Annotated in this window: 12 protein-coding genes; 9 read left to right on the top strand and 3 right to left on the bottom strand. The window is 69.5% G+C overall.

Features of this window, described 5'->3' with window-relative positions:
* The first annotated feature begins 258 nt into the window (after positions 1 to 258).
* The 8 genes from ACOQPP_RS12885 to ACOQPP_RS12850 all read left to right on the top strand — a co-directional run bounded on the left by ACOQPP_RS12885 (position 259) and on the right by ACOQPP_RS12850 (position 12,809).
* Entirely contained in the window at positions 259 to 2,766 is a 2,508-nt protein-coding gene (locus tag ACOQPP_RS12885) for a DUF1592 domain-containing protein (RefSeq protein WP_420636705.1), read from the top strand.
* On the top strand, positions 2,763 to 4,190 hold the full coding sequence (locus ACOQPP_RS12880; RefSeq protein ID WP_420636704.1) for a DUF1552 domain-containing protein: 1,428 nt from the start codon (positions 2,763 to 2,765) through the stop codon (positions 4,188 to 4,190). Before ACOQPP_RS12885 ends, ACOQPP_RS12880 begins: the two co-directional genes overlap by 4 nt.
* On the top strand, positions 4,187 to 6,232 hold the full coding sequence (locus ACOQPP_RS12875; RefSeq protein ID WP_420636703.1) for an ankyrin repeat domain-containing protein: 2,046 nt from the start codon (positions 4,187 to 4,189) through the stop codon (positions 6,230 to 6,232). The genes ACOQPP_RS12880 and ACOQPP_RS12875 overlap by 4 nt, the downstream gene beginning before the upstream one ends.
* Positions 6,229 to 7,380: a 6-bladed beta-propeller gene (locus ACOQPP_RS12870; RefSeq protein ID WP_419166103.1), complete on the top strand. Its 1,152-nt coding sequence runs from the start codon at positions 6,229 to 6,231 to the stop codon at positions 7,378 to 7,380. The genes ACOQPP_RS12875 and ACOQPP_RS12870 overlap by 4 nt, the downstream gene beginning before the upstream one ends.
* Before the next feature lie 23 nt (positions 7,381 to 7,403).
* Positions 7,404 to 8,693, top strand: a complete 1,290-nt coding sequence (locus ACOQPP_RS12865; protein ID WP_420636702.1) for a choice-of-anchor B family protein — start codon at positions 7,404 to 7,406, stop codon at positions 8,691 to 8,693.
* 29 nt (positions 8,694 to 8,722) lie between these two features.
* Positions 8,723 to 11,587, top strand: a complete 2,865-nt coding sequence (locus ACOQPP_RS12860; protein ID WP_420636701.1) for a prolyl oligopeptidase family serine peptidase — start codon at positions 8,723 to 8,725, stop codon at positions 11,585 to 11,587.
* 71 nt (positions 11,588 to 11,658) lie between these two features.
* Positions 11,659 to 11,829 carry a hypothetical protein gene (locus ACOQPP_RS12855; RefSeq protein WP_419166106.1) on the top strand — a complete coding sequence of 57 codons (171 nt, stop codon included), beginning with the start codon at positions 11,659 to 11,661 and terminating at the stop codon, positions 11,827 to 11,829.
* An 11-nt stretch (positions 11,830 to 11,840) separates the two neighbouring features.
* Positions 11,841 to 12,809: a DUF3667 domain-containing protein gene (locus ACOQPP_RS12850; protein WP_420636700.1), complete on the top strand. Its 969-nt coding sequence runs from the start codon at positions 11,841 to 11,843 to the stop codon at positions 12,807 to 12,809.
* An 87-nt stretch (positions 12,810 to 12,896) separates the two neighbouring features.
* On the opposite strand, the gene ACOQPP_RS12845 is transcribed toward ACOQPP_RS12850, so the two are convergent.
* On the bottom strand, positions 12,897 to 14,624 hold the full coding sequence (locus ACOQPP_RS12845) for an IS1634 family transposase (RefSeq protein ID WP_419164016.1): 1,728 nt from the start codon (positions 14,622 to 14,624) through the stop codon (positions 12,897 to 12,899).
* Positions 14,625 to 14,773: 149 nt separating this feature from the next.
* Positions 14,774 to 16,066 (bottom strand): acetylornithine deacetylase/succinyl-diaminopimelate desuccinylase family protein, encoded by a 1,293-nt coding sequence (locus ACOQPP_RS12840; RefSeq protein WP_420636699.1) that lies wholly within the window; start codon positions 16,064 to 16,066, stop codon positions 14,774 to 14,776.
* A 56-nt stretch (positions 16,067 to 16,122) separates the two neighbouring features.
* On the opposite strand from ACOQPP_RS12840, the gene ACOQPP_RS12835 reads away from it, so the two are divergent.
* Positions 16,123 to 16,911 (top strand): SDR family NAD(P)-dependent oxidoreductase, encoded by a 789-nt coding sequence (locus ACOQPP_RS12835; protein ID WP_420636698.1) that lies wholly within the window; start codon positions 16,123 to 16,125, stop codon positions 16,909 to 16,911.
* 34 nt (positions 16,912 to 16,945) lie between these two features.
* On the opposite strand, the gene ACOQPP_RS12830 is transcribed toward ACOQPP_RS12835, so the two are convergent.
* Positions 16,946 to 17,359 (bottom strand): type II toxin-antitoxin system VapC family toxin, encoded by a 414-nt coding sequence (locus tag ACOQPP_RS12830; protein WP_419166110.1) that lies wholly within the window; start codon positions 17,357 to 17,359, stop codon positions 16,946 to 16,948.
* Positions 17,360 to 17,427: the final 68 nt, after the last annotated feature.

Here is a 17,427-nt window from a genome sequence, read left to right as displayed (position 1 = left end):
GGCCACACCTTCACTCGCCGTACACGCCCAGGACCAACGGGAAGGTGGAGCCCTTCATCGTGGAGCTACGGGTGACCAACGTCCTTGTTACGCACAGGTAGCGCGCCGGCTCAGCGACTACCAGGTGGAGGGGCGCTCGCGGCAAGCCAGTTGACCGAGCCTGCTGGCCACGAAGCCCCTCCCGGCGGGATGTTCTTTTTCCTAAGTTAATTGGCTGAAGCGCATTCCGGCGCACCCCGGCTTCTCGAAGGGCGGCGCATGAAGTCATTGAGTGTGGGCGCGATCCTGTGGCTCTGGCTGGCGGTTTCGGGCTGGCCGTCCGGGAGCGGTGCGCCCGACGCCGCGCCCAGCGCGCCGGTCGCGCCGACTCCGCCCCCGGTCGTCGCCCCGATTGCGCCACCGACCGGCGCCAGTCTCAACGATGTCGTGCAGAGGTACTGCGCCCGGTGCCACAACGAGCGCCTGCTGCGGGGGAACCTGACGCTGGAGACGTTCGACGTGGAGGCGGCGCACGAGCGGGCGCCCACGGCGGAGAAGATGATCCGCAAGCTGCGTGCGGGGATGATGCCGCCGCCCGGCCAGCGTCGGCCGTCTCCGGACACGCTTCTGGCGCTCGTCGAGACGCTGGAGACCGTGGTCGATCGCGCGGCCGCGCGGGATCCGAACCCCGGCGCGCGGCGCTTCCAGCGGCTGAACCGGGCCGAGTACGAGCGCGTGATCCGCGACCTCCTCGACCTCGATATCGACGCCGGCCGCTGGCTCCCGGCGGACACGTACCTGGGGGCCTTCGACAACATGTCCGATGCGCAGGGCCTCTCGACGACGCTGCTCGAAGCCTATCTGCGGGCCGCCACCGAGGTGAGCCGGCTCGCGGTCGGCAACCCGGACGCCCTGTCCCGCTCGGTCAAGTACACGAACCCGATCGAAGTCTCGCAGCACGCTTGGGACCACCTCGAGGGCACCCCGTACGGGACGCGCGGCGGGATGGTCGTGACCCACGACTTCCCGGTGGATGGGGAGTACGTGTTCACGATCGAGACGCTATTCGGCCAGGGCACGGGCTTCCAGGATGTCGACATCTCGATCGACGGCGAGGGCGTCGCGCTCCTCGGCCTCGAGCACGGAAGCCGATCGACCTACCCGGTCCGGACCGAGCCGATCTTCGTACGGGCGGGCCAGCGGCAGATCTCGGCGGCGTTCGTGCGCACGATCGAGGGGCCGTACGAAGACCGCCTGAAGACGCCGGGCTGGTCGTTCGTCGGGGGCGAGGACTCGCAGGCGTGGGCCAATTACGGGATCACGGCACTGCCCCATCTGAGCGACCTGATGATCACGGGCCCGCGGCGCAGCGCGGGGCTCTCCGAGACGGCGAGCCGACGCAAGCTCTTCCACTGCCGCCCGGCGGGGCCCGTGGCGGCGGCCCCCGGGGAGGCGCGCGCCTGCGCGAGCGCGATCGTTACCCGGCTCGCGCGCGAGGCGTACCGGCGGCCGGTCGCGGAGGCGGATCTCGCGGGGCCGATGTCGTTCTACGACGGGGCGGCGGAGGAGGAAGGCTTCGAGGTCGGGGTCCGGACGGCGCTCCAGGCGATCCTCGCCAGCCCGTCGTTCATCTTCCGTCTCGAGCGGGCTCCGGAGGGTGTGGTCGGCGACGAAAGCTACGCGATCACCGAACTCGATCTCGCGACGCGGCTCTCCTTCTTCCTCTGGGCGACGGTCCCGGACGATGAACTGCTCGACCTCGCCGCAAACGACCGCCTTTCGGACCCCGCGGTCCTCGAAGCCCAGGTGCGGCGCATGCTGGCGGACCCGCGCGCCGAGGCGCTGTCGACGCGCTTCGCCTCGCAGTGGCTGCGGCTGCAGGACGCGGAAGACAACCAGCCGGAGCCGTACCTGTACCCGGATTTCACGGGGCAGCTGCGTGAAGACCTGGTGCGGGAGACGCAACTCCTCTTCGACCGGCTCGTGCGCGAGGACCGGAGCCTGCTGGAACTGTTCACGGCGGACTACACCTTCCTGAACGAGCGGCTCGCGGTTCACTACGGGATTTCGGGGGTTTCGGGACCCGAATTCCGGTGCGTGTCCTACCCGGACGACAGCCGGCGCGGGGTGCTGGGGCACGGGAGCGTGCTGCTCCTCACGTCCATGTCGGCGCGGACGTCGCCGGTGCTGCGGGGCAAGTGGGTGATGGAGGTGCTCATGGGTACTCCGCCGCCCCCGCCGCCGCCCAACATCCCCGCCTTCGATGACACGGAATCGGCGCGGGGCGGGCGGCTGCTCACGACCCGCGAACGGCTGGAGATGCACCGGGCGAATCCGACGTGCCGCGCCTGTCATCGCTTCATGGATCCGATCGGACTCGCGCTCGACAACTACGACGTGACGGGGCGGGTGCGGATCCGGGAGAACGGCGTCCCGCTCGACACGCGCGGCACGTTCTACGACGGGACGGACGTGAGCACGCCGGCCGATCTCGTCACGGTGCTGATGAAGCGGCCGATTCCGCTCGTCCGGAACTTCGCGTCCCACCTCCTCGCGTACGCGATCGGGCGGCGCGTGGAATACTTCGACGAGCCCGGGATCCGGGCCATCGCGAGGGAAGCGGAAGCGGACGACTACCGGATGTCCTCGTTCATCCTCGGCGTCGTGAACAGCGGCGCGTTCCGGATGGCGCGGCCCCAGCCCGCGGTGGACGAACAGGGGGACGCGAGTCGAGCGGGTGAAAGCCGAGCGGGTGTAAGAGGAACGACTGGAGGAGCTGGATCATGAACTTCGTCACCGGCACACACCTCTCGCGCCGCACCTTCCTGCGGGGGGCCGGCGCCAGCGTGGCCCTGCCTCTTCTCGACGCGATGATTCCCGCCGGTCGGCTGTGGGCCGACCCGATGAAGGCCGCGAGCTTCACCCGCCTGGTCTGCGTCGAGGAGTCGATGGGGGCGGCGGGCTCGAGCGACTGGGGCGACGCCCGGCACCTGTTCGCCCCGGCGACTACGGGCCGTGACTTCGAACTCGTGGCGGACAGCCAGCTCAAGCCGCTGGAGGCGTTCCGCGAGTACATGACGATCGTCAGCAACACGGACTGCCGGTCGGCCGAGGCCTCGCGCGCGGAGGAGATCGGCGGGGACCACGACCGCTCGACGGCGGTGTTCCTCACCCAGGCGCACCCGAAGCAGACGCAGGGATCGGATATCTACCTCGGCACTTCGCTCGACCAGTTGCACGCGCAGCGCTTCGGGCAGGAGACGGTGCTCCCGTCGCTGGAACTGTGCATCGAGGGGATCGATCGGGGCGGCGGCTGTGCCTACAACTACCACTGCGCCTACACGACCTCGCTCGCGTGGGCCTCGCCCGACCTGCCGCTCCCGGCGATCCGGGAGCCCCGCGTCGTCTTCGAGCGGCTGTTCGGGGCGGGCGACACGGCGGAAGATCGAGCGGCGCGGCGTCGCACGGACCGCAGCATGATCGACTGGATCGCCACCGAGGTCGCTCGGCTCAGGAGATCGCTGGGTGCGGCGGACCGGATCGCGCTGGACGAGTATATCGACCATATCCGCGAGATCGAGCGCCGCATCCAGCTCGTCGAGGAACGCAACACGAGCGGTGAGGAGCGGGAGATGCCGGAGGCGCCGTCCGGGATCCCCGACTCCTTCGAGGAACACATGCGGCTCATGTTCGACCTGCAGTTGCTCGCGCTGCAGACCGATCTGACGCGGGTCATCACCTTCAAGACCGGGTTCGATCAGTCGAACCGGTCGTTCCCGGCGAGCGGAACGACGAAGTCCGTCCATGGGGCCTCGCACCACGGCAACGTCCCCGAGGACATCATGGACTTCAACCGGATCAACACGTACCGGCTCGGCCAGATCGCGTATTTCCTCGAGAAGATGCGCGACACCGTGGAAGGCGACGCGTCGCTGCTCGACAGGACGGCGATCGTCTGGGGTTCTCCGATGGCCGATGGGAACCTCCACAACCACCGGCGGGCGCCTCTCCTCTTCCTGGGCGGGGCGAACGGCGCGCTGGAGGGAGGCGTGCATCATCGGGCTCCCGACGGGACGCCGATGGCGAACGCGTTCGTGAGCCTGATGCGGAAGATCGGACACCCGGAGATGAACGTGTTCGGCGACAGCGACGCCGCCTTGCCGCTCGACTTCGCGGGTGGGGTGGCCTCCGGCGGGAGCGGCTCCCGATGAGTCGCGGCCTGATGCGCGGCATGAGGCGCGGGGCGAAGGGCGGCATGGCGCCCGGAGCGAACTCCGCTGCGGTCGCGCTCCTGATTTCGGCGCTCCTCCCCGCGGCGGCGGCGGCGCAGGAAGGGTCGTCCGGTGGGGACGACCGGCTGCTCGCGGCCGCCCGGGACGGGCGGGTCGAGGTCGTGCGCGCCCTCGTGGGCGAAGGCGCGGACGTGAACGCGGCGCGGGGCGACGGGATCACCGCGCTGCACCTTGCCGCCGAGCGGGGGCATGCGGAGGCGGCCCGGGTGCTGATCGACGCGGCCGCGGCGGTGGACGCCGGGACGCGCATCGGCCGCTACACGCCGCTTCATGTGGCCGGCCGCGGCGGGCATGGCGCCGTCGTCGCGCTCCTGCTCGAAGCCGGGGCCGACCCGAACGCCGCGGCGACGAACAGCGGCGTGACCGCGCTGCACCTCGCCGCCGCCGCCGTGGACGGCACGGCGGCCGTGACCGCGCTCCTCGAAGCCGGGGCCGACCCGAACGCCCGCGAGGGGTCGGCGGGGCAGACACCCCTGATGTTCGCGGCCGCGGCGAACCGGGCGGACGCGGTGGCCGCGCTGCTCGAGGCCGGCGCCGACCCCGCCATCCGGACCGCCACGGTCGACGTCCTGCCCAGTCTGGCGCTCGACCGTGAAGCCAACCGCCGCTTCCGGGACTGGATCGGCGTGCCTGCCGAGACGCTCGGACCGTACGGGCCGGAGGTGGATCCGGAAGCCGAGTGGCCGGGCGAACCCGCCCCGGCGCGCGTCCAGGCGGCGATCCGCGCGCAGCGCGAGTTCCTCCGTTCCGGCTTCGACGTCGGCGCCGTCAGCGCGCACTCGCTCGCCCGCGTCGGACCCGACTACCCGGGCGGCCCCGATGTCGTGCGTCCCCCGTACCGCGAAGTTCTCGTCGGCAGGACCGGCGGCATGACCGCGCTCCTGCACGCCGCCCGCGAGGGCCATATCGAAGCGGCCACAGCGCTGCTCGACGGCGGCGCGAATATCGACCGGGTGAGCGCCGACGCGACCAGCCCGCTCCTCATGGCGGCGCTCAACGGCCAGTTCGATCTCGCGCTCGTCATCATCGAACGCGGCGCCGACCCGGATCTCGCCGTCTCGACCGACGGCGCCACGCCCCTGTTCGCCGCGCTGCAGACGCAATGGGCCCCGAAGTCCAACTACCCTCAGCCGCGCGCCCAGGACCGCCAGCAGGCCGGGCACATGGACGTGCTGCGCGCCCTGCTCGAGGCCGGCGCGGACCCCAACCCCCGGCTGAACACGCACCTGTGGTACTGGGAGTTCGGCCTCACGAAGATGGGGATCGACCTCACCGGGGCGACGCCGTTCTGGCGCGCGACCTTCGCGCAGGACCTCGAGGCCATGAAGCTGCTCGTCGCCTACGGGGCCGACCCGAACATCCCCACGCGCTGGCCCGAAGTCGGCATGCGGGAGCGCCGACAGCAGGACGGCCGGCAGCAGGAAGACTCGGCGCTGCCCTGGATTCCCGAAGGAATCCCGAACGCATGGCCCCTCCACGCCGCGGCGGGCGGGGGATACCTGGGTCTCGGCGCGTTCAGCGTCCGTAACCGGCCCAACCAGTTCCTGCCGGTCGTGCGGTACCTCGTCGAGGAACTCGGGGCGGACGTCAACCTGCGCGACTCGTGGCTCTACACGCCGCTCCACTACGCCGCCTCGCGGGGGGACAACGAACTCATCGAGTATCTCATGTCGCGCGGCGCGGACGTGAAGGCGATCACCCGCCTCGGACAGTCCACCGCCGACATGGCGCGGGGCGGTCGGGCCGGGTTCTTCACCCGGGTGCCCTACCCCGAGACCGTCGAACTGCTCACGCGGCTGGGCTCCACGCTCGAGTGCCTCCACACCCACTTTCTCGACACGGGCGACTCCTGCCCCGGCGCCGGCGTCAACGATCCCTGGGCCCCCGCGGCGCGGGTGACGACCGAGACCGGGGCCGAGACCGGGAAGAAGGACGGGAAGCAGACGAAGGGGGACAAATGAAGAGTCGCCCGCTGACGCTCCTCGCCGCGATTGGGGCGACGGCCGCCGCCTCCTGGGCGTGTGGCGGAGAAGGCCGCGCCGCGAACCCGGCGAACGGGGCCGTCGTGAAGGGCGGGGACGACCGCACCGGCGCCTACGACCCCGTCGAGGGCTGGTGGAAGCCCGCCCCGAATCACGACGACGAGTGGGGTTGGGGGCAGGTGGCCGGCGTGGCCGTGGACCACGCGGACCGCATCATCGTCGTCACCCGCGGCGACTGGCCCGCCGACCGCTCAGCCCCCCGCAACGGGCAGATCCGCCGGACGAACTTCGTCGTCGTCGCGAACGGGAACGGCGAGATCGTCGAACAGTGGGCGCAGTGGGACTCGATCTTCACGCTCCCGCACCAGGCGTACATCGACCCCTACGACCCCGACCGCCACGTGTGGGTGATCGACAGCGGCGGCGGGCAGGGGCACATGCAGGTCGTCAAGTTCACGAACGACGGCAGCGAGATCGTCATGCGGCTGGGCGAGCGGGACCATCCGAAGACGCGAGAGGCCGCGCGCGCGCGATCCGACTGGGACCCTTATACTTATGGGTGGCCGTCGAAGCTGGCGTTCCTGCCGGACGGGAGCTTTCTGCTCGCGGACGGGTACTGGAACTCTCGTATCATCAAGTACTCGGAGGACGGTGAGTTCGTCATGCAGTGGGGCGCGCTCGGTACCGGGCCCGGCGAGTTCGATCTCCTTCACGGTCTCGCGGTGGACGAAGACCGGGTTTACGTGGCGGACCGCCAGAACGAGCGCCTCCAGCTGTTCACGCACGACGGAGAGTTCATCGAGGAATGGCCGAACATCTTCGATCCCGTGAACATCTGGCTGGATGAGAACCGCGAGGTATGGATCCTGGACGCGAGCCTGAACCGCGTGCTGAAGTACGACCGGGAGGGCGTCCTTCTGGATTACTGGGGCGCCTACGGGCAGGCGGGCGCGATCGGCCGCGGTACCTGGCCGGGCGGCCTGTCGCTGCCGCACCAACTCGACATGGACGAGGATGGTAATCTGTACATCGCGTCCTACAGCGGGGGCTGGATCAACAAGTTCGCCCCGAAGCCGGACGCAGACCCGGACCGCCTCCTCGGGTCGCGTTTGCTGCTGACGAATTGAGGGAACGGGAGGAAGTCGAAGAGTTGAATCCGAAGCGCATACCCGCCTCCCTGCGAGGCGCGACTCTCCTGCTGGCTTCTCTCTCGGTAGCCTGTGGCGAAAGCGCGACGGGTCCGGTTGAGCCGCCGGAACCTCCTTCACCGGAACCCGTCGCCACGCTGCTGGCCGGCTGCGAGGGCGGGTCGGCCCGCGGGTACCCCTGCGAGGGGGTTGACCTGGTGGGGCGGCTGGCTCCGGGCGAGTTGCGGCCGGGAAAGACGGCCGCCTCCGTGAACGACATCTGGGGGTGGACCGATCCGCAGACGGGGGTGGAGTACGCCCTCGTCGGGCGCTACGACGGCCTCTCGATCGTCGATCTCTCCAACCCGGTCGAACCGAGGCCGGTCGCGTACCTCGCGACGCCCATCGGTTCGAGTGGCTGGCGCGACATGAAGGTGTACGCGGACCACGTGTACGTCGTCGCCGACTACATCACGGGACACGGGATGCAGGTCCTCGACCTGACCCGGGTCCGCGGGCTGTCGGAGTTCACGGAACTGCGGGCCGACGCGAGGTACCGGCAGGCAAGCGCCGTCCACAACCTCGCGATCAACGAGGAGACCGGCTTCGCCTATGCGGTCGGGAGCAACTCCGGCGGCGAAACCTGCGGGGGCGGCCTGCACATGATCGACCTCTCGGATCCGAAGAACCCGACCTTCGCGGGCTGCCACGCCGAGGCAGGCACCGGTTGGCATGGGACTGGATACACCCACGATGTCCAGTGCGTCGTCTATCGAGGTCCCGACGCGGAACACGCGGGCCGCGAGATCTGCGTGGGCTCGAATGAGACCGCGGTCGTCGTGTCGGACGTGACCGACAAGGCGAACCCGACGACGTTATCGACCGCCACCTACGCGGACCACGACTACATCCATCAGGGATGGCTGAGCGAGGATCACCGGTATTTCTACCAGAACGACGAGGGGGATGAAAGAAACAACCGGGTCTCACGCACGCGCTTGCTGGTATGGGACATGGCCGATCTGGACGATCCGGTCCTCGTCACCGAACACCTGGGCCCCACCGAAGCCATCGACCATAACCTCTACGTCCACGAAGGTGTGATCTACCACTCCAACTACACGTTCGGCGTGCGGATCCTCGACATCTCGAATCCGGCGAATCCCGTGGAGCGGGGCTACTTCGACACGGTGCCGGACCATGACGACCAGACGTTCGGCGGCTCTTGGTCGACCTACCCCTGGTTCGAGAGCGGCCTCTTCGTCGCCGCGAGCCGGGACGAGGGCCTCTTCGTCCTCCGACTCCAGCAGTAGCCAGGGGCCCTCGCGCCCCGGAGTGCCCTATGACCTGGACCCTCCCCTCCCGCTTCCCGACGCTGGTCGCACTGGCCGCCCTCGGCGGTCTCGCGCTCGTCTCCCCGTCCCCCGCCTACTCCCAGGACCGCCCCCTCGTCACCCCCGACGACTACGACCGCTGGGAGCGACTCGGCGTCGTCGAGTTCTCTCCGTTCGGTGAGTGGATCGCTTACGTGGTCACCCGGGTGGACGAGAAATCGGAACTGCGCGTGCGGAAGCTCGAAGAGGACTCCGTCCGGGTCTTCCCCTGGAGCTCGGCGCCGCGGTTCTCCCCCGACGGCCGCTGGCTGGCCTGGACCATCGGCCTGCCGCCGGAGGAACGGGAGCGGCTCGAGGAGAGCGACGAGCCGATCCGTGAGAAGGCCTCGGTGATGGATCTGCAGACCGGAGAGACCCGTGAGTTCGAAGCGGTCTCCGAGCAGCGCTTCGACGCCTCCGGCCGTTTCGTGGCGCTACGTGGCTACCCGCCGGACGAGCCCTCGGGCAAGGGCTCCGACCTCCGCATCATCACGCTGGCAACGGGAACGGAGACCAGCTTCGGCAACGTGAGCGAGATGGCCTGGAGCCCGGCCGGATCCCACCTTGCGCTGGCCATCGCGACCGGCACCGATGTGGGCAACGGCGTGCAGGTGTACGACGCCGCTGCCGGTATCCTGCGTTCCGCCGACGCTTCCGGTTCCGCCTACCGGAGCCTCAGCTGGCGCGATGACTCCGCGGACTTGGCCGCGCTCCGCTCGAGCGACGACGCCTCCGCCGACGGCACCGCCCACGACGTTCTGGCCTGGCGTGACCTGGACCGCCGCGTCGAGACGATGGTCCTCGGTGCGAACACCGCCGGTATCCCGGACACGCTCGAGCCCGTCCAGCACCGCGCCCCCGCCTGGTCGGACGATGGCCGCATGATCTCCCTGGGGCTGAGGCCGATCGAAGAGGAAGAGGACGAAGATCCCGGCAACGGCGCGGAAGACGAGGAGGAGGCGGCCCCGTCCGACGACCCGGAGAGTGAGGATCCGGAGAGTGAGGACGCCCCGGCCTCCGACTCGGAACCCGACCTCCCCGCCGTCCAGATCTGGCACACCGGAGATGTCCGCCTCTTCCCGCAGCAGCGGGTCTCGGAGGGCCGCGACGGCACGCGATCGCTGCTGGCCGTCTGGCACCTCGACGACGACCGCGTGGTCGTCCTCGGATCCGACCTCATGGGCTCCGCTCAACTCCTGCACGGCTGGGCGTACGCTCTGGAAGACATCAGCGAGCCCTACCCGTGGGGCGCGATGTTCGGCCGTCCGTACCACGATGTCCGGGCCGCCGATACGGACACCGGCGAGCGCCGCCAACTCCTTACCCGCGTGCGCTACGAATGGCCAAGCGCGGGCGGCGACTGGCTGCTCTCCTGGGATGGCTCCGCCTACCACAGCCTCCACGTCGCCACGGGCGAGCGGCATGACCTGACGTCAGCGTTGGCCGCCGAATTTGCCGACACGGACTACGACACGCCCACCGACGTGACCCCCCCGCGCGGTTTCGGTCCCGGCGGTTGGCTGGAAGGCGACAACGCGGTCCTGCTCTACGACGAGCACGACGTCTGGCGCGTCGCACCGGACGGCTCGGGCGGCGAGCGGCTCACGCGCGGCGCCGAGACGGGAATCACACACCGATTGACCCGCGTCACGGACGACGACGAGCCCGGTCTCGACCCCGGCTCGCGTCCCTACCTCTCCCTCTACAACGAGAAGACGGAGCAGCGCGGCTACGCCCGCTTCACGACCGGATGGGCCGACGCGCGCGACCGGGACTCGGCCGAGACCCTGGTCCTGGAGGACGCGTACGTGAGTGGCCTCGAACGCGCCGACAGCGCCGACGTGCTCTTCTACCGCGCCGAGCGCTTCGACGACCCGCCGGATTTCTTCGTCGCCGGGCCCGGCCTCGCCAACCCCGCGCAGGTGACCGGGATCAACCCCTTCATCGACGAGGTGGCGTGGGGACGGGCGGAGTTGGTCGACTTCGTGAGCGGATCGGGCCGCGACCTTCAGTTCGTCCTCCTCCTTCCCGCGAACCACGAGGAGGGCCGCGCGGTCCCCACGATCGTGTACACCTACGAGATCCTCTCCCCGCAGATGCACTTCTTCCGCGCGCCCAGCGAGCGGGACTACTACAACTACGCGGCCTGGACCCAGCATGGGTACGCGGTGCTGCTGCCGGACATCGTGTACCGGGCGCGGGACCCGGGGGTGAGTGCGCTGGAGTCCGTGCGCGCGGCCGTGGCGAAGGCGGTCGAGATGGGGGTGACGGACCCGGACGGGGTCGGCCTGATCGGGCACTCGTGGGGCGGCTATCAGGCGACGTTCCTGCCCACGCGGACCGACATCTTCGCGGCTTCCGTGGCGGGCGCGCCGCTCACGGACTTCGTGAGCTTCATGGGCGCGCTGCACTGGAACCCGGGAATCGCCGAGCTGAGCCACTGGGAGACCGGCCAGGCTCGCATGGAGGTGCCGTTCTGGGAGGATCCGGAGGCGCACCGGCGGAATTCGCCGATCCACGAGGTGCACAACATGGAGACGCCGCTGCTGATGGCCTTCGGCGACGAGGATGGCGTCGTGGACTGGGACCAGGGGACCGAGTTCTTCAACTTCGCCCGCCGCGCCGGGAAACAGATGGTGCTGCTGGTCTACGAAGGGGAGGACCACGGTTTCCGCGAGGAGGCGAACCAGAAGGACTACCACCGGCGCATCCTGGAGTGGTTCGGGCACTACCTGAAGGGCGACCCGGCGCCGGCGTGGATTACGGACGGGGTGACGGTGGACGCGCTGGAGGAGGAGAAGAAGCGCGTGGCGGCGAAACCACCCGGCGGCTAGCGGGCCGAGGACGAAGAGAGGATGCAGCCCGGGTGCAGTCCGTCGCGAGGCATACATGGACGGGTATACCGATGCTCCGACAGGCCCTCGAGGTCGGCACCCGAGGCTTTCTGCGCTCCGGGGACGCTCTCTACGCCGCCCTCGCCGATTGGCTGGGTGCCGGGGTCGTGTCGTGGGATGGCGAGCTGATCGATCGGGCCGGGGCTCTTACTCCCACCGATTGGATCGAACGGAACGCGTAGGAGAGAAAACGATGTCGGAGTCCAGCCACGACAGTACGGCGCCCGCCGGCGCGCGCGACTGCCCGAACTGCGGACGAGCGCGGCCGGAGAGCTTCTGTCCTCAATGCGGGCAGAGCGACCGGTACTACGCGCGTTCGCTCGGCTCCGTGGCAGTTGAGTTTCTGCGCGACATGTTCGAGCTGGATTCCAGGCTCTTTCGAACGCTGAAGCTTCTCATGTTCAGGCCCGGAAGCCTCACCAGGGAGTTCTCGCGCAATCGCCGGGTCAGCTTCGTGTCGCCGGTCAGGCTCTACATCTTCGCGAGCTTCGCCTTCTTCCTCCTCCTGTCGCTGTTTGGGGACTTCGGCGAAATGGTCGTGATGGGCGTGACCGAGGAGGACCGGGAAGTCGCGTTACCCCGGCCTCCGACGGAAGAGGGTCTCGCGGCCTTCAGGGCGGCACTGCCCCCGGAGCAGCGGAGGAAGGCCGACGACATTCTCGGTCGTTCGGAAGACGATCTCGGGAGGCAGGCCGTCCTCTTCGTAGCCTCGGCGGGGGACTTCGAGGAGCGAAGCTGGATTGAGAGATTCGGACTGTTGGGGATGATCGACATGTTTCACGATCCCTCGGTCATCCCCCGGCGTTTCATCGAAAATATGCCGATCGCGATGTTCTGCCTGCTTCCGTTCCTCGGGCTGGTGCTCGCAGCCTTCCATTTTCGGAAGAAACGCTTCTACGTGGAGCATCTGGTCTTTGCCATCCATTTTCAGACTTTCACCTTCTGCGTCTTCGCGGTCGCGCTCTTGCTCCCCGACTCGGGGCTGGCGGGTTGGATCCGTGCGGGCTTCATTCTGATTCCGTACCCCTACTTCGTGGTTGCCCTCAGACGCTACTACGAGAACGGCTGGATATTGACGGTGGCCAAGTCCGTCGGCGCGTACATGCTCTACTCGCTGGTGCTGATTCCCGCGTCCGTGATCTCCGTGTTGGTGACCGGCTAGACCGAACTTCCGCAGCCCGGAACGCGGCAAGTTGTTGCGACGTGGTCACATGACTCGATTTCGGGGGTGGGTGCTACTGGGTACGGGTCACGGTTTGACGCCGAGGAGCCGGAAGGCCTCGGCCTGAAGGGGGGTGGGACGGGCGAGGATGTCGGCGGCCGGGGCTCCGGGCGCGACGGGTCGGACGCGGTTTTTGGTGAGGGTGGCGAGGTCGGCCAGGAGTGTCCGGAAGCTGTGGACGGGCAGCCCCTCGGGAGTGCGCTTGCGGGCGGCCTTGGCGCGCGCGGCGGGCGAGGGTCTCGCGGGCGCGACGGGCGAGGCGCGTTGGGCCTCGGCGGCGTCGGGGTCGTCGTCGTCGAAGAGCAGCGGGGCGAGGGCGCGTCTCATGTGCCACTCGACGTAATAGGCGAGCATGCAGAGGAAGACGTGGGCCCGCACGCGCCCCTCGAGGCGGTGGTGGACGGGACGGACCTTGAGGTCGACGCTCTTGAAGCTTCGGAAGGCGCGCTCCACGCGGCTGAGGCTCTTGTAGGAGCGGACCACGTCCCCGGCCGGCAGTTCGTCGGCGGGCACGTTGGTGCGGATGACGTAGATGCCGTCCAGGGCCGCCTCGGCGGCGATGCGCTCCTCGTTGCGCGCGTACGCGAAGCGGCCGTCCCCGGCGACCTCGGTGTCGAAGTGCTTGCCGACCTTGCGGGATCGCAGGGCGCGGTCGGCGCGCACGGCGATCTTCTCGGGGTCGGTGAGCGGGCTCCGCTCGCGCCGCGTGGCCGCGGCGACCTTCTCCAGCTCGCGTTCGGTGGCCTCGAGGAGTTCCTCGCGCTTGCGGGCGCGCTCGGCGGCCAGGAGCGGGTTGCGGCACGCGACCAGCCGCTCCCCGGGATAGTCGGGCGACTCGATCTCGGCGAGGTTCCGCTCGTCGAAGAGCGACAGCTGGAGGTCGCCGCCGCCGGCGAGCTTGCGGATCGCGTCGGCGCGCAGGGCGGTGATCCACCCCAGCCCCGCGGGCCGCAGCTCCTCCCGGATGCGGGCGCCGGTGATGAGCCCCCGGTCGCCGACCAAGACGATCCGGGACAGGGAGAAGCGCTCGCGCAGCTTCGCCACCTGCGCGCCGACGACACCCGGATCGGCGGTGTTGCCCTCGAACACCTCGACGGCCACCGGACACCCCTCTCCGTCGCACAGCAGCGCGAACACGATCTGGAGCTTGCCGCGTTTGCCGTCGCGGGAGTAGCCCCGCCTGGCGAGCGGACACTTGCGGCCCTCGAAGTAGGTCGAGGTCACGTCGCACAGCACCAGCGAGCCGTCCGCCAGGCGTCTCCCCGCCAGATGCCGCTCGATGCGGTCCCGGCGCCTCAGCAGCCAGTCCATGGCCCGGTACAGCTCGTCCGCGTCCGCGTCCCCGACGCCGAGCTCCCCGCCCAGCGTGTGGCTCATGGTCTCCCCGCCAAGCGAGCGCGCGGTGGCCAGCTTCGAGCGGGGGTCGAGGACGCGGGCGACGATCATGGCGACGGCGAGCGCCCGCTCCCGGGACGGACGGCGGTCCAGCAGCTTCTCGAGCCCCAGGGCGCGAAGGGTGCCCAGGACGGCGGCGACGTGGCCGTGGGGCCGGGAGCGAAGGATCTCGAACGCGTCGTCCATCGAGGGAAGCGCGACGCCCCCCTTCAGGAGGATGCGGAGCCCCTCGACGAGTTCGTCGGGCCACTTCGAGAGGTTGGCCAGCGTGCGCTTCCTGACCTTGCCGCCCTCGCGGTAGGACTCGCGCAGAAGGACGGCGGGCGGGGAGTTCCGGTTGGGGACGCGCTCGACGTACATGGACATAAACATAACGCATACAACACATCGTGGCAACGCTATGCATCTTACGCTACATGGGTACCGAGAACCGCGCATGAAGCCGCGTATGCGGTTCCCCGTTAACGAGTTACGGCCTGCAGCGGCCCCGATTCACGCGGAAGTTCGGGCTAGAAGCCCACGAGTTCGAGCACCGCCAGCGCCAGCGCCTGCGTGCTCGCCACGAGATCGTCGACCGCGCAGGACTCGTCCGGCTGGTGGGCCTCCTCGAGGGGGCCGGGGCCGTAGGCCACGCAGTGCTCGATGCCGGCGATGCCGGCGAAGTGCTTCTGGTCGTAGCTGCCGGGACTCGCCACGAGTTCCGGGGGACGGCCGATGACCGTCTCCACGGAACGGGACAGTGCGGCCACGAGCGGCGAGCCGGACGGCGCGGACGTCGGGTGCACCACCATGCGCTCCTCGATGGTGAAACGGCGTTCCGGGTCGTCGCCCTCCACCGACGCGACCAGGCGCGCGATTTCGGCGCGGACCTCCTCGAAGGGCTCCTCGGGGATGAAGCGGCGGTCGAAGGTGGCCGCGCAGCGGTCGGCCACGCAGGGCGACTGGGTCGCTTCGCCGGACTGGCCGCCCGTGACCGCGTTGACGTTCAGAGACGGGCGCCGGGAGGGCTCCGGCACGACGGGCAGCGCGGAAAGACGCGTAGCGAGCTCGGGCGCGAGTCCGGTTCGGAAGGCTTCCAGGAGGGCGCCCATGTCATCGATGGCGCTGCGGCCGAGGTGGCTCATGCTGCCGTGGGCCGTGTGGCCGTGCGCGACGACGTCGAACCAGTAGACGCCCCGGTGCCCCAGGCACACGCGGGCGGGTCCGAACGGCTCGGGGATGATGGCGTACCGGGTGTCGTCGCTCGCTATGATCCCGGCTTCGCACAGGTGCGCTACCCCTGCGAAGCCCCCGCTCTCTTCGTCGACGGTGGCACTGATGTCCACCGCTCCCTCGAGGTCGACTTCCGCCCGTCGCAACGCCTCGACGGCGAAGACCGCGGCGGCGATCCCGGACTTCATGTCCGACGCACCCCTCCCGTAGATGCGCCCCTCGCGCACCAAGCCCGCAAACGGGTCGACCGTCCATCCGTCACCCGGGGGGACCACGTCGAAGTGGCCGTTCAGGTGGAGCCGCGGACGTCCCGGGACGGCTGCCCCCCGCCCCACCACATTCACCCGGGGGTACTCGGCGGTGTGCTCGGGGCGCCCCTCCGCCTCCACGTACTCGACCGACAGACGCGTCGTCCCCAACCGCCGGCCGATCAGCTCGGCGCAGTCCCGGTAGCACGCGCCCGGGGGATTCACCGTGGGGATCCGGATCATCTCCGCCGTGAAGGCCACGATCTCGTCGCGTGCAGCCTCCACTTCGGCGAGGACGCGGTCCTCCCGGCGAATGCCGGCAGGTGGGTTTACGTGGTGCATGCCCGTACATTGTCCCGCCCCGACATCACACGAAACCCCACTACGCCAGACTCCCCATGACCACGATGTTCAGCCTCGAGGGACGCACCGCCGCGGTCGTCGGCAGCGGCGCCGGCATCGGCGAAGCCGTCGCCATCGGGTGTGCGGAAGTGGGTGCGCACGTGTCCTGCCTCGACATCGACGCGGACGCCGCCACCCGCACCGCGGCGACGATCCGCGCGACGGGGGGAGAGGCCGCCTCGGCCTGCCTGGACATCATGGACGGCGCGGCCGTCACCGGCGCATTCGAGGACATCGCGACGGCGCTCGGATCGCTCGACGTCGTGGTCTGCACCCCGGGAGTGAACGTGCGCAAGCCCCTCCTCGACTACACGGACGAGGAGATCGACCGCGTCCTGGGTCTCAACCTCAAGGGCGGCGCGCACGTCATCCAGGCCGCGGGACGGATCATGAGCGCGCAGGGATCGGGGTCCATCATCCTCTTCAGTTCGATCCGGTCGGTGGTGGTCGAGCCGGGCCAGAGCATGTACGCCGCCACCAAGGCGGGGATCGTGCAGATGGTGCGCGTCGCCGCGGCCGAACTCGGGCCCCACGGGGTGCGGGTCAACGCGGTCGCGCCGGGCGTGATCGACACGCCGCTCACGGCCCCGATCAAGGACAACGCGGACTGGTACGGCGCCTATGCCGCGCGCAACATCCTCAACCGTTGGGGCAGCGCCAGGGAGATGGCCGGCCCCACGGTGTTCCTCGCCTCGGACGCCGCCAGCTACGTGACCGGGACGGTCCTGTTCGCCGACGGCGGCTGGACCGCCATCGACGGGAGGTACACGCCGCCTTCAGGCTGACCTCGATCGCCCCTGGCTCTCGGCAGGTCTCGGGCTACGGGATTCGCCAGAGTCTCAAAGACGAAATGCCTCCCGCTCTCGAGGCGCGACGCACGTATCGTTCGTCCGCCGTGACGAACACACCCCCGAGGCCGAGCGCCACGGCATGGTACGCCGCGTCGTAGAATGCGACTCCGTACGTCACGGAAAGAGACACGGCGCGGGTTCTCCACCTGGAATCCAGCCTCGCCTCGGTCAGGCCGAAATCGGCCAGCGGCGCCAGTAGCTCGTCAGCGTCATCGGGAAACCGCCGCGCCAGCGTGCTGCCCACCTCGTAGATCCAGAGCTGAGGAACGACCAGATCGAGGGTTCCGGCGACCGCTTCGTCACGCAACGCGAGCGCCGCGTCCGTGTCCTGCTCGTCGTCGCCCGGAAGAACCCACTTGAGGAGAACCGATGCGTCGGACACTTGTGACAAGCTATCGGCGCACGCTCTCTCCCGGTTCCGCCGCGGTCTCATTAGTCGGCAGGGGTCTC

It is taken from the genome of Candidatus Palauibacter sp. (assembly GCF_965222475.1).
GTDB lineage: Bacteria > Gemmatimonadota > Gemmatimonadetes > Palauibacterales > Palauibacteraceae > Palauibacter.
This window is presented reverse-complemented; position numbering and strand designations above follow the sequence as displayed.

Coding starts and splice junctions, on each gene's coding strand:
- ACOQPP_RS12885 (WP_420636705.1), top strand. CDS start 259: ATGAAGTCATTGAGTGTGGGCGCGATCCTGTGGCTCTGGCTGGCGGTT.
- ACOQPP_RS12880 (WP_420636704.1), top strand. CDS start 2,763: ATGAACTTCGTCACCGGCACACACCTCTCGCGCCGCACCTTCCTGCGG.
- ACOQPP_RS12875 (WP_420636703.1), top strand. CDS start 4,187: ATGAGTCGCGGCCTGATGCGCGGCATGAGGCGCGGGGCGAAGGGCGGC.
- ACOQPP_RS12870 (WP_419166103.1), top strand. CDS start 6,229: ATGAAGAGTCGCCCGCTGACGCTCCTCGCCGCGATTGGGGCGACGGCC.
- ACOQPP_RS12860 (WP_420636701.1), top strand. CDS start 8,723: ATGACCTGGACCCTCCCCTCCCGCTTCCCGACGCTGGTCGCACTGGCC.
- ACOQPP_RS12855 (WP_419166106.1), top strand. CDS start 11,659: ATGCTCCGACAGGCCCTCGAGGTCGGCACCCGAGGCTTTCTGCGCTCC.
- ACOQPP_RS12850 (WP_420636700.1), top strand. CDS start 11,841: ATGTCGGAGTCCAGCCACGACAGTACGGCGCCCGCCGGCGCGCGCGAC.
- ACOQPP_RS12845 (WP_419164016.1), bottom strand. CDS start 14,624: ATGTACGTCGAGCGCGTCCCCAACCGGAACTCCCCGCCCGCCGTCCTT.
- ACOQPP_RS12840 (WP_420636699.1), bottom strand. CDS start 16,066: ATGCACCACGTAAACCCACCTGCCGGCATTCGCCGGGAGGACCGCGTC.
- ACOQPP_RS12835 (WP_420636698.1), top strand. CDS start 16,123: ATGACCACGATGTTCAGCCTCGAGGGACGCACCGCCGCGGTCGTCGGC.